The sequence below is a fragment of the Prochlorococcus sp. MIT2302 genome (assembly GCF_059772385.1).
This window is the reverse complement of record NZ_CM186285.1, coordinates 1,737,071-1,753,110: the sequence shown is the minus strand read 5'-3', so window position 1 is coordinate 1,753,110 and position 16,040 is coordinate 1,737,071. Positions and strand designations below refer to the sequence as shown.

Genomic DNA, 16,040 nt, shown 5'->3' with positions numbered 1-16,040 from the left:
CAGATCACTTGATTTAATAAAAAATTTTTTCAAGTGAAAACACGGATTATTTATTTCGATTTTCTTCGAAGGCAGTTAACGATCACGATAAAAATCACAATCAATAAAACTAAAATATCGTTTAAATCTGGCAAAATCAACATCTCGCGCTGAACCACATCCTAAACAAAAAATATTAATTATGTTAGGTTTTAAAGCATTTATCCTCAAATTCTTTAATATGCTTATTTATCTAAGAACTAATTTAAACTAGGGGTTATCAAAAAAATTAAACAATGATTACATAAATCCATAATCTTACCTATTTTTTATATTCTTATTAAATATTTTAAATCATATCCTGCCCTGATGAATTTAGAAGCTTCTAATGGAAATTCATATAATAATGCTGACAGCTTTGCAATGGCATTTGATGCAGCATGGAAAGATTGTGACTTAGAAAAAAATAATAATATAAGTATTGAAGATAAACTAAAAATAACTTTTGAAAAAATTAAAACACACCCTTTCCTAATTGAAAATCCAATACAATCAAAAAATTTAGCACTATTCAGAATAAGGTTGTTGGGCCTTTCATAACTTTCAATTCATTAAAATAGTTTAATTGATATAAAAAGTAAATAGTTGCTTAACTACTTTCTTTTTATAAATTTAATTTTTCCCGAAAATATTCTCTAGTAATTTTCAATCCTTCCTTAAATATTATTTTAGGTTGCCAATTTAATTCTTTTCGTGCAAAATCAATTGAAGGTTTTCTTCTACAAGGATCATCTTCAAGTTCATTTAAGAATTTTAAGTTTACTTTTTTTATAGAATCACTTCTTATCAGATTAGCTATTTCTAATACCGATAGTTCTTCTGGATTCCCAAAATTCATAGGACCTAAACTTGAAGAATTCATGAATAGAATCAAACCATCAATCAAATCATCAATAAAACAAAAGCTTCTTGTTTGATTACCATTGCCATAAATAGTCAAGTCCTCTCCATGTATAGATTGAACTAATAAATTACTAATAAGTCTTCCATCACTTAATAACATTCTAGGTCCATAAGTATTAAATATTCTTGCAATTCTTATATCTATATGATGCATTCTCACATAGTCGTAACATAACGATTCTGCGACCCGCTTACCCTCATTGTAACAACTTCGAATTCCTATGGGATTTACATTACCGTTATAGTTTTCTGGTTGAGGATGTATTTCGGGATTTCCATAAACCTCACTAGTACTAGCAAATAATATTCTAGCTCCAACACTCCTCGCCAATTCAAGCATATTGTATGTTCCAATAAAATTAGTTTTAGCTGTTTTAATGGGGTTAAATTGATAATGAATTGGAGAAGCTGGACAAGCTAAATGCCAAATCCTATCAACATCAAGTGTGATTGGCTCAGTAACATCATGATGTATAAACTCAAAAGATCGATGTCCAATCCAATATCTAATATTTTCTTTACTCCCAGTAAAAAAATCATCTAAACATATAACTTTTTCTCCAGATCTCATTAAACGATCAACCAAATGAGACCCCACAAAGCCAGCTCCCCCAGTAACCAAGTTTCTTAAAGGAGTTGTGGCCATCAGATTTCAAATTTTAATTTGTTTAGTGTCTTGCAAAAATTCATTAAATTGATATTTTATAAGTCACGTAAATCTTTGTGGATTAACTTAAATAAATACATTTGAAATAGGATAATTAAATCAGAAATCTTTTAAGAGCTTATCCTCTATAGCCAGGAGTTCAATTTGAAAAAAGAAAAATTAAAGAAAACCCTTCTCATTGCATTATTAATAAGTGCTTTCATTTTACTAGTCTTTTTAATTCAGACCTATGGAATTGAACCATTAAGAAGTGTCGTTAAAGAAATGGGCATTTGGGCACCTCTTGGAATTCTTATCCTTCGAGGAATAAGTGTGATCCTTCCAGCATTGCCTAGTTCTGTTTATTCACTTTTGGCTGGATCATTGCTTGGTTTTAAAACAGGCTACCTAACTATATTCGTATCTGACCTAATTTTTTGTCAGTTAGCATTTTTTATAGCTCGAAATTTCGGGCGTGCCCCTGTTCGGAAATTAGTTGGGGTAAAAGCCATGAAAAGAATTGAGGGTTTCAATCAAAATCAACTAGAAGGAAATTTTTTTCTAATGACTGGACTCCTAATGACTGGACTTTTTGATTTTTTAAGCTACGCACTAGGCATAGGGGGAACACGTTGGAGAATTTTCACCCCTGCCTTAATAATTAGTTTATTGATAAGTGATTCAATTATTGTTGCTGTTGGAGCAGGTGTAAGCCAAGGCGCAGGTTTAATGCTTGGGGGAGCTTTACTTGGAATGTTTGCACTAGCAACAATAGCTGGTTTCAATAAAAATAGACTCTCGGGAACTCAACAGAAAAGTCAACGAATTCGAAACAAGTATTAAATATTTAGACAACTAAAAAGAAAAAATTTATATTTATTCTATTTATATTGTTAAACTTGCTCAGTACTCCATATGGATATGTCAAGCATTCCATTTAAAGCGCACAAAATAGGAGGGGAAGCTATAAATGAAAATCCAGTTAAGTATAATAAAAGTAGACTATCAGGAAGTAAAAAAATATTATATGGATTACATATGAGGGGTGTATCTATGCCAGGTCAAAAAGAAAAATTCACAGTCACATCTAAAACCAAGCCTGAACAATTTGAAAACTTAATATATAACAAAGTTATGAGCAGTTATAGAAGAGAAAAGATTGAAAGTTATAACTACAAAATAATAAATAATGAAAATGCAGAAATAAATAAGCTTCAAATCAATGAATTTGTTCCTAATGATGATGATGCATTACTTGTAGCAACAAATGCATTATATAAAAACATCTTTGGGAACTTATCTTTAATGCAATCAGAGCGACCAATTGATATTGAAAGGAAACTAAGGAATGGTGACATCACAGTAAGAGAATTTACAAGAAGAGTTTGTAAATCAACTATTTATAGAAATTTCTACTTTGATAATATTAGCCAATATAAATCTATCCAGCTAAGATACAAGCATATCCTTGGTAGGCCCATCAAAAGTCAAATCGAATTGACTGAAAGTTATAATATTATAAATAAACTAGGTTTTGGAGCTCATATCGATTTTCTAATAGATTCTGATGAATACAATCATGTTTTCGGTGAAGATATAGTTCCATACATTAGGTCATGGAATTCTCCAATTGGTTTTAAAACAAAAATTTTTCTCGAAACCTCATCCCTAACAAAAGCTTTTGCAACAAGTGATATTTTGAAATCATTTAATTATATAAAACTAAATTAATCACTATTCAAATGAAGTAGATGAATATTGAAGAATTTTTCTTAAAGAGTGTTGGAGAATGGAACTCTATGAGAAGCGGACATTCATTAGCATTTCAAGAGTTTGAAGAAATAAGAAGCAGAGTAAGAATAATTCCTGTTAAAAGTAACGATTCTAGAGTTAGAGAGTTATTAAAAGATAATCTAGCAACTACATATCAAGGAAATCAAGCATTTCTAATTAATTGGGAAGCAAAAAGTGAATGGGGAGAAGAGAATCAAAAAGAAAAGATGTCTGGCGAAAGTATACTCATTCCAATAGAGGTCTCTAGAACAGAAGGAAGAATAATCAGAAGCGTTGGCTATACTGAAGAAATACAATTAATATCATTATATAAATTTCTTGATGATGGAACTTTAATTATTCATTCAAACTATAATCATATATGTACAGAAGAAAGAATATGGTTTGTCTCCAATAATTTAAGAAGCAGATCTTCTGTTACAAGAGCAATAAATTCATCAGCCATATTACAAACATCTTATGCATCAGAAATTCGTTTTACAAAAAAATAAACTATATACTGAAAGATGAAAAACGAACATATACTAGAATTTGCAAAGATAATTTCAGGTATATTTAGTAATAAGGAACAAGCTTTAGAGAATCCAAGAAATTTTGCACATATTGAAATACATTTTCGACCTTTATTTTTTAAAACTTATAAATGTTTTTCTTTTTATTCAGAACAAAGATATCAACATGACATATGGAATCCATATAGACAGTGTATAAATAAATTATCGCAAGAAAAAGAAGTTTTTATTTTAAGCAATCATAAAATTCAGGACAAAGAAAGATTAGCTGGAGGTGCACTAGATATGTCTATTTTAGAAAAAATATCGAAGTATAAATTATATAAGCAGCCTGGATGCTCTATGCATTTTAGAGAAACTCAACCCGGTAATTATGAAGGGAGTATAGAACCTGGTAGGAATTGCCATCTACAGCATCATAAAGGAATAACTTATGTAAAAAGTAATGTTATATTAAATAAAAGCTCTCTTATTTCTGAAGATTCTGGATACGAAATAGAGACTAATAAGAAAATTTGGGGATCAAATTTTGGACCATTAATATTTAAAAAAATTTCTAATTTTGATCATTTTATAGATAGGAATTGGGCTAAAGCTTAATCATTATATTTCCATAAAAAATTAACTAAGAATTAATTTCTTTCGCCTTTAACCTGACGAATCGATGATTATCATTCAAAAATAATTTAACCAATCTCTTTTTTATATTAATTTCCTTTTTTTGTAATACAAGCAATGCTGCATATCGATTTTTCCAATATGGAGTATGCCTATCATCTGCATATTCATCTATATTATTATAGAATTTATTCTCATTTAAGCATCCCAAAACTTCAATAGCTGAAGATTTAAATTTCATATGATTAGGCCAACTATCTGATAATAAAAATTCAACTTTTTCTAAAATTTTCTTATCATACAATTGCTTATCTAATAGTAGTTTATATGCATTTATAAAGAAATATATTGCTCCATAATCTGACTTGGCTCTATCCCAATTATTATTTAGATAATACAAAACTTCTTCTAAAGGAAATTCCCCTAATTCTTTCATTGATTGATAACATCTATTAAAGTCTGTATGAAAAAGTTGCTCTATCAAAAAAATTAGATCTTTTTCAAAACCATCAATCTCTAAAGTATTTATATCTTTCGGATTATCAATAATGACTGAGTCAAGAGATTCAATCAGCTTTATATCTTTCCAATACACTGTTTCATCAATCCAAAGAGAATCTATTGCCTTTAATTTAAATGATGGAGAAATTGGAGCATTAACTAAATAAGGTAAAACAGATAAATGACCAGCATTTATAATATCCTGAACTGCACAATGTCTATCATTTTGATTAGATAGTCTCAAGAAATCCTTTAGGGCATTAAGTTTATCATCCTCACCAGCAAGTTTTATCAATGCCGCCAGAGAAGCTCCTTTAATTCCATTCGAGGACTGCTTTTCTATTGATAATGATCTAATCTTACCAATTTCTTTTCTAACTCCTAAACTAGTTAATGCTTGGATTACTACTCTTTTATTATTAAATTTTTTATGTAATATTGAACAAATGTTGTTAATGACATCAATATCATTACATTTAAGTTTACCTAATGACCAAACAGCACTCTCAACCAGGTAATCATCATTGTTGTTTAAAAAACTTGCAATGATTGGTATCGCTTTTTTACTGCCAAATATAGCAAGTACCTCTATTGCTTTTCTTTTTGCTATCTTATATTCAAGTTTCTCATAGTCATATTTAATAAAATCAAGAAGTACTATTTCTGATTCTTCACATGGAAAATTGGCTAAGTGGAAAACGGCCTTATAATAATCTGCTAAAATCTTTACTTCAGAAATTGGTCTGCGAAGAATATTAATAGCATCTCTTTTATTGATTTTAGGTAGATTATTAAATGGGTTGGATTGCACTTTGAATATTAAAAAATCTGTATTTAGTAAATCGATTGAAATTACTACATTCACTATAAAATTTATGATGAATATAGTAGGATATTATTTATGAAAATACAATTAATAAGATTAAATGATACTCATTAATCTTATTATACAATGTGGTTTGAAGTTGATAATAAAAAAATGGATACTCACATCAAAAGTAATGCGAAAACTGAAGAAGAAAAAGTAGAGAACAAAGAAGGCAAACACAACATAAGTATCAAGAAAAAATCAGATCAACACGAGATCAAGCTGTTAATAAAAGGACTTGGTGATGAAAATGGTTTAGTTAGAAGAAGTCATGCACAAGCATTAGCTCAATTTGGTTCAGCAGCTTTACCTGAATTGATTAATGTTCTTCTGAATAGTGAAAATGTACTTCAGAGAAGAGCAGCAGCAAAGACTTTAAAGCTAGTTGAAGATCCAACAGCTTTACCTCATTTAATAAAAGCACTTACCAATGATTCAGATTCTGTAGTGCAATTTTCAGCAGCTGGTGCCATTGCAATTTTTGGTGAGGCTGCTGTAAATCATCTAATTATTGTCTTAGAGAGTAAAGAACATACAGAAATTCAATATGGTCTTGCAGCATGGTGTTTAGAATTTATTGGAGCAAAAGCACCAAATGCAATAAAAAAAGCAGCCAAATCAAAAAATACTAACGTTAAATCAGCCGCAATTTCAGCACTTGAAGAACATATTAGACAGTCGCAAGATCAAGAAGCAGTAAAGTTGGTAGAAACTGCTATCAGTGATAATGCTGAAAATGTTCAGATTGAAGCTATTAAATTAGTTGGCAAACTATATAGAATAGAAACCTTAATTCCTACATTAATATCAAAATTAAAAAATAAAAGCCCAGATATTCGGAAAGCTTCCATATTGACGATGATGCAACTTAATATTAATGAAGCTATAAACCCACTCAAAGAACTCCTTAAGCTTGAGCAAGATAAAAATGTTAGATCAATAATTAAATTAGCTATAAAGAAAATCGATCACTAAAAAACCTAAGAAATAATCTATGATATTAAAATATTTTATCTGTTAGTATTTCTTCTTTTATCATTGGATCAATAGTTTTATCATTTAATAATTCATCAAATAAATCATCAACAGTCTGATCTTTCATTTCTAAAAGGGCACTAATAGAGGCTTTGGCTCTTAATAAGTCTTTATCTCTACAAGTTTTCATCAATATATTTCTACCAGTTTTCCCTAATTGCCTTAAAAGAGAAATAACAGTCAATATTATTTCAGGTTTGTCATCTTTAAGTGCTAAATCAACTACTAACATTTCTTCGGGGGATAATTCTTGTAAGTTAAAATTAACTACAACCTTTATCATCGTTTTAAGGCAACTAACTTTAACCGTTGGATTTTTAGTATCTATATATAATGAAATGATCGACTTTAATATTTTTTCTCCAAAGCACCCCAAAGCTAATATTGATTTTCTTCTTATAAATACATCTTCTTCCTTGAGATTAGCTAGAAGATTATTCATAAATTTAACTTCAAATTCTTTTTTTAAGCTCAGAAATGCTTGGGAATTAATATTTGGATTTGGATGCAAGAAATCTTGATAAAGTTCAATATATTTATTTAAATCTAAATAATTAACCATAACCAATTTTAAACTATTAATTAAAATCTATAAAAAATATTTTGATTAACCTAATTTTTTTAAGCAAGTGCGTTTATCAAATAATCTAATAATCCTTTAAATTCTGTTTCGGCCTGCTGACTCATAACATCATTGATCTTAATTTCATCTCGGATAAAAATAAATGCTTCTACGTATGCTGCAGTTGGTAATAGCTGGATACGAATAATTTCTCTCATGCCTGATATTCCCCATTCATCTAAAGGACCAGTACCACCAGTTACCAAGCAATAATTAATAAGACGCAAATAATGATGAATATCTCTTACACATTTATCTTTGTTAGCTTGCTCATATGAACCATTTTGATATACAGCATCAACCGCCAGATTCGTAAACTTATCAAGACAAGAAGCAAGTTTTTCTGCAGCCTCTAAACGAGCTTGGGCCCTATCAAACGAACCTTTCACAGACTCAAAATCACTCATACTAGGAAATCTTCCTGCTGCATCGGCTGCGCTAACAACGGTTGTAACTGCAGATTTCATAATGACTTAATAAGAATTAGTTTGAAGTGCTTTGAGAGGAATTTAAATCCAAGTTGTCTTGTCAACTTAAAGCCTCTATTACAAGATCAAAATAGGATGCTGCCTCAGCCGCAATATCTTGACATTGTGCTCCTGAGCCAGAATTAATTCCTTTAAACATTTTTCGTCCTGTATTTGTCTCAGTCATAATTGCAACTGTCGCAATCTTCATTATTTCAACTGCTCTGATAGCATTAGACGTTGGGACTCCAAGAGCCAAATAAGTTTCTTTTAAACCATTTAGACATCTATCTTCAAGAACAGAAGAATCGCCTGCGAGAAGTGCATAACTAACATATCTAAGTATAATTTCCCCATCCCTTAAACAAGCTGCCATTCGACGAGTTGGATAACAATGTCCCCCTGGCTGAGTAAGTCCAGTATTTTCACAAACCATTCCTGCTACTGCATCTGAAGCTATGCAAGAAACGTTTTGAGTTATCGCAAGGGTTGCATCAATTCTTTTATTTGCATCTGCAACGTACTTTCTTAAATCTGCAAGATCTTCACTTCCAATTGCTGCACCCTTGGCGTCAGCACTTACAACTTTTCTAGAGAAAGCATCAAGCATCTTTTGACTAACTAGCCTCTTTAAGTAAAAAATCGATCAAGTAAGGACTTAATTAAGTCATCACTTAATTCAACTTAAGACTTACCGTCAAATTTCACTCAAAGAGACCTAAGAACGAAATGCTTCTTAACTGTATCAAAGATTTTTTGCTAAAAGCATCAGGAAGATATCTCAAAAAGCTTATAAGTAAAGAGGATATTACTAATTTGAGCTATTGTTGAGATAAAAAATGCGAAGTCCTACAGAAGAAGAGTTAGAAGAATCGATTAAAAAACTAACCGAGTACAAAAATCGTTTAGAGAAAGAAGTGGTAACTATTTCAAATAAGCTAAAAATGCCTCAGAAAAAAATCAATACAATCATCGACTCGCATTCAGAGCTTAATCAAATAAAAATAATACTTTCCAAGCTAAATAAACAAAAAGATAATTTAGCCTCTAGCTTGATCTCATAAATTTATTTAATTACATAATTAATATAAAATGGTCTCTATTAATATCTCAAAAACTAAATTCAAAACAATGTATTTTCAGTCTATAAAATGAAAAAATCAAATAATATTTTTTTAAATGGATTAAATCAGGCTCAGTCTCAAGCAGTTGATCATGTTCATGGACCATTATTAGTTATAGCAGGAGCAGGGAGCGGAAAAACCAGAGCTCTTACTCATCGTATTGCACACTTAATTATTGAATATAATGTTGATCCAAGCTCTATTCTTGCAGTAACTTTTACCAATAAAGCTGCAAGAGAAATGAAAGATAGGCTTGAATTACTTTTAGCAAAAAGATTAGCAAATATTATTCATGGAAAGCCATGGACTGCTTTACAAGTAGCAGAACAAAGACAAATTCGTAATCGTATATATCGTGAAATCAGCCGTGAATTATGGATAGGAACTTTTCATGCTTTATTTGCAAGATTATTACGCTTTGACATTGACAAATTCAAAGATCCTGAAGGATTGACATGGACTAGACAATTTTCAATATACGATGAAACAGACGCACAAAGTCTAATTAAAGAAATAGTTACACAAGACCTACAATTAGACCCTAAAAGATTTGAGCCCAAGAGAGTTCGTTGGGCAATTAGTACCGCCAAAAATCAATGCTTGCTGCCTGATGATTTGTTAAAGAGTCAAGAGGGTCAAAGAGGTAAATTAGTTGCTGAAACTTATAGACTTTACAGGAAAGCTTTAGCAGCTAATAATGCATTAGATTTTGATGATCTCTTATTAATACCTGTTCAATTACTACAGCAAAATGAGAAGATAAGAACTTATTGGCATAATCGTTTCAAACATGTTTTAGTTGATGAATATCAAGATACGAATTGGACACAATACGAATTAATTAAACAATTGGTTACCAATGGCAAAGATCCATCTTCTTTTAAAGATTGGAATAATCGATCAGTTTTTGTTGTTGGCGATGCAGATCAAAGTATTTATAGCTTTAGAGCTGCCGACTTTCGAATACTTATGGGATTTCAAGAGGACTTTGGAAAGAAAAACCTAGAAAATACAAACAATTCCACTCTCGTAAAACTGGAAGAAAATTATCGGTCAACTTCTACCATCCTCGAAGCTGCCAATTCATTAATTTCTAACAATAAAGAAAGAATAGATAAAGTTCTTAGAGCAACCAGGGGAGAAGGCGAGCCTATTAAATTAACAAGGTGTGACGACGAGATAGCAGAGGCAGAGGCAGTTATTCATAGGCTAAGAATTTTAGATGCCTCTAATCCAGAATTGAATTGGGGAGATATGGCTATTCTTTATAGAACTAATGCTCAATCAAGAGCAATTGAGGACTCATTAGTCCGCTGGAGTATTCCATATATTGTGGTTGGAGGATTACGTTTTTATGATCGAAGAGAAATTAAAGATCTATTAGCATATTTAAGGCTTTTAATTAATCCATCTGACAGTGTCAGTCTTCTTAGAGTTTTAAACGTTCCTAAAAGAGGGATTGGTAAAACAACAGTTCAAAGATTAAGTGATGCTGCTAGTCAATTGAAGATTCCTCTTTGGGAAGTTGTAAATGACCCCGAAGCTGTCAGATCTCTTGCTGGAAGATCAGCCAAAGGTCTTTTGAATTTTAGTGAGCTTATCAATGAATTACAAAGTCATCTTCTTTCATCTAGCCCTGCCGAGTTAGTTCAATTGGTTTTAGAAAAAAGTGGCTACTTGAGTGAATTAATTGCGACAGGAACAGATGAAGCAGAAGAAAGAAGACGCAATCTTCAAGAATTAGTTAATGCCGCTCTGCAGTATCAGGAAGAAAGTGAAGATGCAAATTTAGAGGGTTTTTTATCAACTGCCGCTTTATCCAGCGATGCAGATAATAAAGACACTGCTCAAAATCGAGTCACATTAATGACTCTTCACAGCAGTAAAGGCTTGGAATTTCCTGTTGTTTGTCTTGTGGGAATGGAGCAAGGCTTATTCCCAAGCTATAGATCACTTGATGATTCATCTTCACTAGAGGAAGAAAGACGACTTTGTTACGTAGGACTTACAAGAGCGAAAGAGAAACTATTTCTTTTTCATGCATCTGAGAGAAGAATGTGGGGTGGAATGAGAGAACCTGCTATCGCATCTATTTTCCTTTCCGAGATACCAGAAGAGCTTGTAAAAGGGGATATTCCATTGTCTGGTGGGGCTACCTTGAGAAGAGAAAAAAATCTAGATAGGCTGACAAGAATTGATCGACAAAGTAATAAAAAAAGTTTTCCTAGTAAAGCTGAAAATGCAGTAAGGAAAACATACTCAGGTCCCTCGCCTGGGAAGAGCTGGTCAGTTAACGATAGAGTTGAACATTCCTCATTTGGAGAAGGGAAAATAACCCATATTTTTGGTACAGGAGAAAAAATTTCACTCGCTATAAAATTCTCAGGAATGGGACCAAAAATATTAGACCCAAGACTAGCTCCGTTAAAATTAATAGATGAGTAATGTTCAATCTTAAAAATCCTGATTAAATAAAATCATATATCTCATGGAATTATTTGATAAATCTACAATTGAAAAAGAGATAAAAGAATTACCCAGTGGAATTTTAGCTGTTCTTCTAGATGTAGCTAACTCAGTTGACATAAAATATATTGCAATAGTTGGTGGAGTTGTAAGAGACTTAATAACAAAAGCAAATAATAAAGATTATAAAATCATCTTCAATGATCTAGATTTAATAATTGAAGGGGAAACAACAAGCTATGTAAAAGAATTGCAAAAAGTTCTTGGAGTAGAAAGAGTAAAAATTATTCGCCATAACACAACTTATAAAACCTCAGAAGTAATAATTGATAGCTTAAAAGTTGATATAGCATCAGCTCGTGAAGAAACTTATCCTATACCTGGAGAAAATCCAACAGTCGAATTATCAACAATCAAAAAAGATCTAATAAGGAGAGATTTTAATATTAATGCAATGGCAATTGAACTCAAAGATAATAAATTAATAGATTTATTTTCAGGATCAGATGCAATTGTAAATAAGAAAATAGACTTTTTGCATGAAGCTAGTGTTTTAGAAGACCCAACTAGAATTATTAGAGCTTCTCGCTATTCTGCTAAATTAAATTTTAATCTATCGAATCAAGCCTTAAAGCAAATAAAAGATACAATAAATCTTTGGTCATGGAATTGGCATATTGGAGATAATATTGATCTAGCCCCTTCAGCATTATCAATAAGGTTAAAAATGGAGCTAGAGTTGCTACTAGAAAGCAAAGATTGGAAGAATGCATTAAAAAAACTACAAGCTTTTGAAGGGCTAAAAATAGTAGACTCAAAATTACAGAACGATCAGCGAATCATTGAAAAAATTTTCATTGCGAGGAAGTCACAGATAGAACCCTTAACAGCATTAGTTTATGAATCTAAAGATCCTATCTATCTAGCAAGAAGATTACACTTAAATCAACAGCAAAAAGAAATAATAGAAGGTGCATATCGATTAAATAAATATCTAAAAAACATAACAGTTAATCATTTATATAAAAATTGGTCTCCATCAAAGTGGACAACAACCCTAGAGGAAATAAATGCTAATGAATCATCTTTCATACTTGAAATATGCAGAGGGAACCCACTGAAAGAATATTTAAAATCTTGGCTATTTAAATGGAAAAATATAGATTCTCCAATAAAAGGAGATGAATTACTAGCTAAGGGTTGGAAGCCCGGCCCAGAAATAGGAATAGAAATAAAACGACAAAGAATGAAATTAATTGATGAAACAATTACTTAAATATTTCATAAGTATTTATTCAGAAATAAATCCTATCCTAGTCCAAGGTCCTTGCTTTATAAGTTTTTCTGAATAAATAGATGGGCAACTAACAACTAAAGGTCCACAAGTTTGTGGGTCTATTAAAATTTTTAACATGGCAATATAAAACGATCTATCAGATTTAAATTCTTGAGATATAAGCTCAAATCTTAAATTTTTATCTCCATCAATATTTTTTAAAAAAATTTCATTTGCTGGGGATAAAGTACTTTCAAATCCTTTATCTAAAAGTTCTTTTACACCATCATAGACTGGTATATGATCGAGCTCAAGAATAATTTTCAAGGGTGCTAAATTCATTTTTAATTGATCTTTATTTGTAGATTCCAACATCTCAGACAAATGACCTAGCAAACCAAAACCAGTTATATCAGTACATGCATTAATTGTTCTTGAGTGTGGATTTATATTTGTTAATTGATTAATATGATTTATAATATCATGCTGACTTTTATTCATCTCTTGTAAAACAGAATCAATTACATAAGGCTTTACTTGACCATTCATAAATGCAGAAAATACTATTCCAGTGCCTAAAGATCGGCTAATTAGAATGTGATCTCCTTTTTTCATTCCACCCTTAGGCCAAAAATATTTTTTATCCTCGATAATTCCATTTACAGTTAATGAGCTTTCAATTCCTAGAGCGAAAGGCTCTTCCAACATTTTTCTTGATTCCAATGTATGCCCTCCTATCAGTTTTGCGCCCTGAATATTTAAAGCAGAATTAATACCTTCCAATACTTGATATAACAATTCTTTTTGCAAATTATTAGGTAAGGATGGCAAGTTCACAACTGATTGTGCAGAAATAACAGTTCCTCCGCATGCCCAAATATCAGAACAAGAATGAAAAGCTAAAAGCCTACCATTTAGCCATGGATCACTTATTAAAGAAGGGAAACCATCTACACTTTGTATCAAGGTCTGACTAGAAGAGAGTTTTGCTATATCAATAGAGTCATCTTTTGAAGGTTCTATTAAATCTAATTTTTTCAACGCTGAAATTAATGGAGTAAAAGCTATTTTTGCTGCACATCCTCTACATTTAATCATCTCTTCATCAGCAAACATTGACGAATCTTTATCTTTAATAAGATAAAACTTAGAGACAAATTCTTTATCAATTGATTCTTTCAATCTTGATAGGAAACCAAAAGGGCCAATGATCAAGTCACCCCAGGATATAAAAGCTTTGGATTCCTTATTTATAAAATTGCTATCTAAAAGTTGTATCGCTTTTCTTTGAGGGTTCCATTCCTTAAGCTTTAGACCTTTACTCATAGACTCTAAATTCTTTGCCAGTGGTTTTGATGAACGTACTGCCCATACTCCAGAGGCAGGGCGGGGATGATCCTTGATCACTCCACAATCACCTACTGCAAATAACTCTGGATAATTAAAAACTTGAAGAGTTTTTTTTGTTAATATCCTCCCATCTTTATCTATAGGTAAACCACTATCTTTAATCCAGTCAAATGATTTATTACCTGTACATATTAATTTGGGATAATAAATAGATGGATTCTTTTGTGTGATCTCAATCTTTAAATCTTTTAATTTTTTAAATAGATTTTTACTAAGTGTTCTTCCTGATCTAACTTTTAAGATAATAGACCTATTTGGCCATCTTTTTCTTAGAGAAAAAGCTAATTCAACCCCAGCAAATCCGCTTCCAACAATTACAAAGGGTTTTGCAGAAGAATTATCCTTATGGATATCTTGATCTAAAATAAATTTATAAGATTCAGAAAAAGGTTTAATTGGAACAGCTAAATCTTCATCTCCTTCTGTTAGAAATTCAGATTTTAAGTTAGTTTTTGATCCTACATTCAACGACAATAAAGAATATTCAATTTCTGGGCGTCCTGCTAAAAGTAATTTTTTTTTCTTAGATTCAATACCTTCAATTTCAGCCATCACAAATGAAACTCCTGCTTTTGCAGCAAGGTTCCTTAAATCAATTAGTATTTCATCAATCTTATATTTACCTGCTAAGACACCTGGAAACATCCCAGAGTAAATCGTAGTGCTTGCTTTATTGACTAAAGTAATCATTCCAGCAGGCTTCAATTTTGGATTCATTGCCCATCTGCGCAAAACAAGGGCATGACTATGACCACCACCAGCTAGAACTAGATGATCACTGAACATGATTTTTTGAATATTTCTGGGACACAATCAGATGCCTATGATTTCAAAACAGCAAGATTAGGAATTATTGGCGGAAGCGGACTATACAGGATAGAAAATCTAAAAAATATAGTCGAGTTAAGCTTAGACACTCCCTATGGAAAACCCTCTAATAAGTTACTAATGGGCAATCTTTTTGGCTTAGAGATTGTTTTTCTAGCTCGCCATGGAGAAAAACATACTTTAAATCCAAGTGAAATCCCATATAAAGCAAACATCTGGGCTATGCGCTCATTGAATGTTAGATGGTTAATATCTGCATCAGCTGTGGGATCATTAAAAGAAGATATCAAACCTTGCGACATAGTTATTCCTGATCAATTTATTGATCGAACTCATCAAAGACCATTGACTTTTTTCAAAAATGGAGTTGTAGCTCACATAAGCATGGCAAATCCTTTTTGCGAAATTCTTTCTCAAATACTTTCGCAAGAAATAGAAAAACTTTTAACTAAAGAAAAAAAAATGCACATTGGAGGAACATATCTTGCTATGGAAGGACCAGCATTTTCAACAAGAGCAGAATCAAATTTATATCGAGATTGGGGATGCTCAATAATAGGTATGACAAACCACACAGAAGCTAGGTTGGCAAAAGAAGCTGAAATTGCTTACTCAAGCCTGTCCATGGTTACTGATTATGATTGTTGGAATCAAAATTCCGAAAATGTATCCGTTGAAATGGTCATTGAAAATCTTATGGAAAATGCAAATTTTGCAAAATCAATAATCTCTGCTGCCGCTAAAAGAATCTCATCATTAAGACCTTCAAGCTCTTCTCATAATGCATTGAAAAATGCTTTAGTTACACCAAAAGAGCACGTACCAAATAAAACTAAAGGCAAGATCAAATTATTTACAGATAAATATTGGAATTAAAAAACCAACCGACAATAATTGTCAGTTGGTTATTAGGTTATTTGAGATAAATAGT

General features: G+C 31.5%; 16 protein-coding genes. 10 read left to right on the top strand and 6 right to left on the bottom strand.

Features of this window, described 5'->3' with window-relative positions; genetic code table 11:
• Positions 1–348 precede the first annotated feature (348 nt).
• Positions 349–579, top strand: coding sequence for a hypothetical protein (locus AC6EI2_RS10005; protein ID WP_498462188.1), 231 nt, complete (start codon positions 349–351; stop codon positions 577–579).
• Between the two features lie 64 nt (positions 580–643).
• Here the strand turns inward: AC6EI2_RS10005 and AC6EI2_RS10000 are convergent, their stop codons facing one another.
• Entirely contained in the window at positions 644–1,588 is a 945-nt protein-coding gene (locus AC6EI2_RS10000) for a UDP-glucuronic acid decarboxylase family protein (protein ID WP_498462187.1), read from the bottom strand.
• 198 nt (positions 1,589–1,786) lie between these two features.
• On the opposite strand from AC6EI2_RS10000, the gene AC6EI2_RS09995 reads away from it, so the two are divergent.
• The 4 genes from AC6EI2_RS09995 to AC6EI2_RS09980 all read left to right on the top strand — a co-directional run bounded on the left by AC6EI2_RS09995 (position 1,787) and on the right by AC6EI2_RS09980 (position 4,494).
• The gene (locus tag AC6EI2_RS09995) at positions 1,787–2,431 is read left to right on the top strand and encodes a TVP38/TMEM64 family protein (protein WP_498463486.1); all 645 of its coding nucleotides are present in this window, start codon (positions 1,787–1,789) and stop codon (positions 2,429–2,431) included.
• Positions 2,432–2,509: 78 nt separating this feature from the next.
• Positions 2,510–3,319, top strand: coding sequence for a phycobilisome rod-core linker polypeptide (locus AC6EI2_RS09990; RefSeq protein WP_498462186.1), 810 nt, complete (start codon positions 2,510–2,512; stop codon positions 3,317–3,319).
• A gap of 20 nt (positions 3,320–3,339) precedes the next feature.
• On the top strand, positions 3,340–3,873 hold the full coding sequence (locus tag AC6EI2_RS09985) for a phycobiliprotein lyase (RefSeq protein WP_498462185.1): 534 nt from the start codon (positions 3,340–3,342) through the stop codon (positions 3,871–3,873).
• Between the two features lie 15 nt (positions 3,874–3,888).
• Positions 3,889–4,494, top strand: coding sequence for a chromophore lyase CpcT/CpeT (locus AC6EI2_RS09980; RefSeq protein WP_498462184.1), 606 nt, complete (start codon positions 3,889–3,891; stop codon positions 4,492–4,494).
• Positions 4,495–4,519: 25 nt separating this feature from the next.
• On the opposite strand, the gene AC6EI2_RS09975 is transcribed toward AC6EI2_RS09980, so the two are convergent.
• Entirely contained in the window at positions 4,520–5,824 is a 1,305-nt protein-coding gene (locus tag AC6EI2_RS09975; protein ID WP_498462183.1) for a HEAT repeat domain-containing protein, read from the bottom strand.
• A 168-nt stretch (positions 5,825–5,992) separates the two neighbouring features.
• On the opposite strand from AC6EI2_RS09975, the gene AC6EI2_RS09970 reads away from it, so the two are divergent.
• Positions 5,993–6,856, top strand: coding sequence for a HEAT repeat domain-containing protein (locus AC6EI2_RS09970; RefSeq protein WP_498462182.1), 864 nt, complete (start codon positions 5,993–5,995; stop codon positions 6,854–6,856).
• Positions 6,857–6,881: 25 nt separating this feature from the next.
• Here AC6EI2_RS09970 and AC6EI2_RS09965 read toward each other — a convergent pair whose 3' ends face one another.
• From AC6EI2_RS09965 to cpeB, 3 genes are all read right to left on the bottom strand, one after another.
• Positions 6,882–7,478, bottom strand: a complete 597-nt coding sequence (locus tag AC6EI2_RS09965) for a glycosyltransferase (protein WP_498462181.1) — start codon at positions 7,476–7,478, stop codon at positions 6,882–6,884.
• Positions 7,479–7,537: 59 nt separating this feature from the next.
• Positions 7,538–8,005, bottom strand: coding sequence for a C-phycoerythrin subunit alpha (cpeA, locus tag AC6EI2_RS09960; protein WP_498462180.1), 468 nt, complete (start codon positions 8,003–8,005; stop codon positions 7,538–7,540).
• Positions 8,006–8,066: 61 nt separating this feature from the next.
• Positions 8,067–8,615 (bottom strand): phycoerythrin subunit beta, encoded by a 549-nt coding sequence (gene cpeB, locus AC6EI2_RS09955; RefSeq protein ID WP_498462179.1) that lies wholly within the window; start codon positions 8,613–8,615, stop codon positions 8,067–8,069.
• A gap of 229 nt (positions 8,616–8,844) precedes the next feature.
• On the opposite strand from cpeB, the gene AC6EI2_RS09950 reads away from it, so the two are divergent.
• The 3 genes from AC6EI2_RS09950 (at position 8,845) to AC6EI2_RS09940 (ending at position 12,871) form a co-directional block, all read left to right on the top strand.
• Complete coding sequence (locus AC6EI2_RS09950; RefSeq protein WP_498462178.1) at positions 8,845–9,069, top strand: DUF8630 family protein; 225 nt, start codon at positions 8,845–8,847, stop codon at positions 9,067–9,069.
• An 87-nt stretch (positions 9,070–9,156) separates the two neighbouring features.
• Positions 9,157–11,574 (top strand): UvrD-helicase domain-containing protein, encoded by a 2,418-nt coding sequence (locus AC6EI2_RS09945; protein WP_498462177.1) that lies wholly within the window; start codon positions 9,157–9,159, stop codon positions 11,572–11,574.
• 43 nt (positions 11,575–11,617) lie between these two features.
• Positions 11,618–12,871: a tRNA nucleotidyltransferase/poly(A) polymerase family protein gene (locus AC6EI2_RS09940; protein WP_498462176.1), complete on the top strand. Its 1,254-nt coding sequence runs from the start codon at positions 11,618–11,620 to the stop codon at positions 12,869–12,871.
• A gap of 15 nt (positions 12,872–12,886) precedes the next feature.
• On the opposite strand, the gene selD is transcribed toward AC6EI2_RS09940, so the two are convergent.
• Positions 12,887–15,067, bottom strand: a complete 2,181-nt coding sequence (gene selD / locus AC6EI2_RS09935; protein ID WP_498462175.1) for a selenide, water dikinase SelD — start codon at positions 15,065–15,067, stop codon at positions 12,887–12,889.
• Here selD and mtnP point away from each other — a divergent pair.
• Positions 15,053–15,985, top strand: a complete 933-nt coding sequence (gene mtnP, locus AC6EI2_RS09930) for an S-methyl-5'-thioadenosine phosphorylase (protein ID WP_498462174.1) — start codon at positions 15,053–15,055, stop codon at positions 15,983–15,985. The two genes, selD and mtnP, sit on opposite strands and share 15 nt — an antisense overlap.
• Positions 15,986–16,040: the final 55 nt, after the last annotated feature.

Bases quoted from the DNA above. Each gene is read 5' to 3' on its own strand.
- AC6EI2_RS09990 (WP_498462186.1), top strand. From the start codon at position 2,510: ATGTCAAGCATTCCATTTAAAGCGCACAAAATAGGAGGGGAAGCTATA.
- AC6EI2_RS09970 (WP_498462182.1), top strand. From the start codon at position 5,993: ATGGATACTCACATCAAAAGTAATGCGAAAACTGAAGAAGAAAAAGTA.
- AC6EI2_RS09950 (WP_498462178.1), top strand. From the start codon at position 8,845: ATGCGAAGTCCTACAGAAGAAGAGTTAGAAGAATCGATTAAAAAACTA.
- AC6EI2_RS10000 (WP_498462187.1), bottom strand. From the start codon at position 1,588: ATGGCCACAACTCCTTTAAGAAACTTGGTTACTGGGGGAGCTGGCTTT.
- mtnP (WP_498462174.1), top strand. From the start codon at position 15,053: ATGATCACTGAACATGATTTTTTGAATATTTCTGGGACACAATCAGAT.
- AC6EI2_RS09945 (WP_498462177.1), top strand. From the start codon at position 9,157: ATGAAAAAATCAAATAATATTTTTTTAAATGGATTAAATCAGGCTCAG.
- AC6EI2_RS09980 (WP_498462184.1), top strand. From the start codon at position 3,889: ATGAAAAACGAACATATACTAGAATTTGCAAAGATAATTTCAGGTATA.
- cpeA (WP_498462180.1), bottom strand. From the start codon at position 8,005: ATGAAATCTGCAGTTACAACCGTTGTTAGCGCAGCCGATGCAGCAGGA.
- AC6EI2_RS09965 (WP_498462181.1), bottom strand. From the start codon at position 7,478: ATGGTTAATTATTTAGATTTAAATAAATATATTGAACTTTATCAAGAT.
- cpeB (WP_498462179.1), bottom strand. From the start codon at position 8,615: ATGCTTGATGCTTTCTCTAGAAAAGTTGTAAGTGCTGACGCCAAGGGT.
- AC6EI2_RS10005 (WP_498462188.1), top strand. From the start codon at position 349: ATGAATTTAGAAGCTTCTAATGGAAATTCATATAATAATGCTGACAGC.
- AC6EI2_RS09940 (WP_498462176.1), top strand. From the start codon at position 11,618: ATGGAATTATTTGATAAATCTACAATTGAAAAAGAGATAAAAGAATTA.
- AC6EI2_RS09985 (WP_498462185.1), top strand. From the start codon at position 3,340: ATGAATATTGAAGAATTTTTCTTAAAGAGTGTTGGAGAATGGAACTCT.
- selD (WP_498462175.1), bottom strand. From the start codon at position 15,067: ATGTTCAGTGATCATCTAGTTCTAGCTGGTGGTGGTCATAGTCATGCC.